A 2,879-nucleotide genomic window follows, 5' to 3' on the forward strand; every position below is an offset into this window, starting at 1 on the left:
CCCACCACTCCTTCCTCCTCACTCCTCCCCCGACCCCACCCCGACCCGCGGGCAGACGCTCCGCAGCACGCATTCGTCGCACTGCGGCTTGCGGGCGTCGCAGATCGCCCTCCCATGCAGGATCAGGCGATGCGAGAAGCTGACCCACCGGCTCTTCGGCAACAGTTCGCAGAGATTCCGCTCCGCTTTGACGGCGTCGGTTTCCCCCGTGAAGGCGAGTCGACGACTGATGCGGCCGACGTGCGTGTCGACCACCACCCCCTCCGCGATCCCAAAGCAGACCCCCAGCACGACGTTCGCCGTCTTCCGCCCCACGCCGGGCAGCTTGACGAGGGCGTCCAGCCGTCGCGGCACCTCTCCGTCATGTCCTTCGACCAACGCCTCGGCCATCCCGACGAGATTTTTCGCCTTGGAACGAAAGAACCCGCAGCTCTGCACCAACGATTCAACCTCCGTCACGTCCGCCTCGGCGAGCGCGGCGGCGTCCGGGAAGCAATCGAACAGGGCCGGTGTGGTGAGGTTCACCCGGGCGTCGGTGCACTGGGCGGACAGGATCGTCGCCGCGAGCAGTTGGAACGGCGTCTCGTGATGCAACGCGCACTCCGCGACCGGATAGGCGGCCTTCAGGCGGCTCAGCACGGTGCGAACGCGGCGGTCGGCGGGGGCGTCGGGGGAGATCGATGCGGCCATCATCAATCCCTATCGGTCGCCACAGCGTCATTCCGTGGCCGGTGTCAGAATCTTTCCATCGTCTACGCTTGAGGGAACGCCCCCCTCGCACCGCCCCGATGTCTCCCGACGACTTCCCGCCCGACGACGACGTCCCCGGCGGGGGCGACGCGTACGGCGGGGATGCTCCAGAGAGAAACAGCGGACCCGAGCCGGACGAGGATGACGACTGCGGCGTGCCCGAGCCGGTCGCCCCGCACGCCTCCAAAGGCCCGGAGAGATTGCCGTCCGATTTCAGCGGCAAGGTTCCGCTGTTCCCCCTGCCCGGCTGCGTGTTCTTCCCGCACACCCTGTTGCCGCTGCACATCTTCGAGGACCGCTATCGCGCGATGACCCGCGACGCCCTCGGCCTCGAACGACCCGACGGACGCGGCGAACGGCTGATCGCGATGGCCCGCCTGCGGGAGGGGATCGACACCGAGTTGACCCACGGCGAGGACCTGCCCGAGGAGACCAACCGTCCGCCCATCCACGACACGGTGTGCATCGGCAAGATCGTCGCGGAGGAGGAACTCCCGGACGGCCGGTTCCACATCGTGCTCCGCGGCGTCGTTCGGGCGGCGGTGCGGAGCGAACGCCTGACGGAGAGCGGCTACCGTTTGGCCTCCGTCGCTCCGCTGACCGACCGCAGCGGACCGCGGCCCGACCTCGATCGTCCCGCCCGCGTTCGTCAGATCTCCGAAGCGTTCGCCGGCCTGCACCCCGACGTCGATCTGCCGGACGTATTGCAACGTGCCTTCGGCCGCTGCGTGACGCCCGGGATGGTGTGCGACGTCGTCGCCAGCGTGCTGCAACTCTCGCCGGACGACTCCCAGGAACTGTTGGACCAGACCGACCCGGACGTCCGTACCGACGTGGTCCTTCGCCATCTTCGTCGGCACCTTGTGAAGGCTGGATACAGTTCGGGCCGGACCGGGCGGTCCGGCCCCCAGTGGAATTGAACGATGAAATGGAGGGGCGGTCGGTGAGGCGAATCTATCTCGATCACGCGGCGACCAGTCTGCCGAAGGCTCCCGGCGTCGCCGAGGCGATGACGCGGGCGTTGGAACTCCCCTCGCCTGGCCGCGGCAACACGGCCCGTGCAGCGGAGTCCGCAGCGCTGCTCGCGCGGTGCCGATCCGCCGTGAACCGGCTGATCGGCGGCGCCTCGCCGGACCGAATCGTCTTCACCGCGGGCGGCACGGACGCCCTGAACCTCGCCCTGTTCGGCCTGCTGAAGCCGGGCGATCACGCGGTCGTCGGCGACCTGGAACACACCTCGGTCACGCGGCCCCTGTCGGCGCTGCGGGGGGACGGCGGGATCACGTCGATGCTGGAATGCGATGAACACGGCTTCTATCGCCCGGAAGACCTCGACGAGTTTCTCTCCGTGCCGCCGACCGCTGGACTGGTCGCCCTGTCTCACGGGTCGAATGTCGCCGGGACGGTGCAGCCTGTTGCGGAACTGGCCGCGGTTTGCCGCGAGCATGGGGTGCCGTTCCTGCTCGACGCCTGCCAGACGGCGGGGCACGTCCCGATCGCGGTCGTGGAATGGGGCGTCGACCTGCTCGCGACCGGCGCCCACAAGGGGTTGCTCGGGCCTGCGGGCATCGGCGTGCTGTACGTCGGAGAGCGGGCCGAACCGCTGCTGCGGAACACCCGGCTCGGCGGCACCGGCGGCGGGGGCGGCGATGCGATGCCGGAGACGTTGCCGCACCGGCTCGAACCGGGCACGCCGAATCTCCCCGGGGTCGCCGGACTGCTCGCCGCGGTCGAGTGGATTGAACGGGAGGGCGTCAACGCGTTGCACGCCCGCTCCATCGAACGCACGAGCCGATTGATCGACCGCCTCGCGGCCTTCCCCGATGTGCGACTGCTCGGCACGCCGGACCCCGGTCGTCGCTGCGGCCTCGTCACCGTCGCCCTGCTCGGGTGGGAACCATCGGAGGCGGCGGCCGTGCTGGATGCGACGTTCGGCGTCGAATGTCGAGCCGGACTGCACTGCGCCCCCGGCGCTCACGCCCGCTTCAACACGGATCGGCTGGGCGGAGGGGTCCGATTCTCCGTCGGCCCATTCACCACGGAGACCGAGATCGACGCCGCTGCGGACGCGGTCGCCGCGATCCTCTCTTGACCATTCACCCCGGGAGAACCGGGAGCCTCTTGTGAGG

Annotated in this window: 3 protein-coding genes; 2 read left to right on the forward strand and 1 reads right to left on the reverse strand. The window is 69.5% G+C overall.

Translation table 11 applies throughout. From position 1 onward, the window contains the following. Positions 1-18 precede the first annotated feature (18 nt). Positions 19-693 carry an endonuclease III gene (gene nth / locus LzC2_RS20980; protein WP_246255264.1) on the reverse strand — a complete coding sequence of 225 codons (675 nt, stop codon included), beginning with the start codon at positions 691-693 and terminating at the stop codon, positions 19-21. 95 nt (positions 694-788) lie between these two features. Between nth and LzC2_RS20985 the strand changes: the two genes are divergently transcribed. Both LzC2_RS20985 and LzC2_RS20990 read left to right on the forward strand, forming a co-directional pair. Further along, a complete protein-coding gene (locus LzC2_RS20985) occupies positions 789-1,670 on the forward strand; it encodes an LON peptidase substrate-binding domain-containing protein (RefSeq protein ID WP_171189978.1) in 882 nt (293 codons plus the stop codon). Further along, positions 1,667-2,842, forward strand: a complete 1,176-nt coding sequence (locus LzC2_RS20990) for an aminotransferase class V-fold PLP-dependent enzyme (RefSeq protein WP_171189979.1) — start codon at positions 1,667-1,669, stop codon at positions 2,840-2,842. Before LzC2_RS20985 ends, LzC2_RS20990 begins: the two co-directional genes overlap by 4 nt. The last annotated feature ends 37 nt before the right edge of the window (positions 2,843-2,879 follow it).

Origin of the sequence: Alienimonas chondri (assembly GCF_013036045.1) — a bacterium.
In the GTDB taxonomy this organism is placed as follows: domain Bacteria; phylum Planctomycetota; class Planctomycetia; order Planctomycetales; family Planctomycetaceae; genus Alienimonas; species Alienimonas chondri.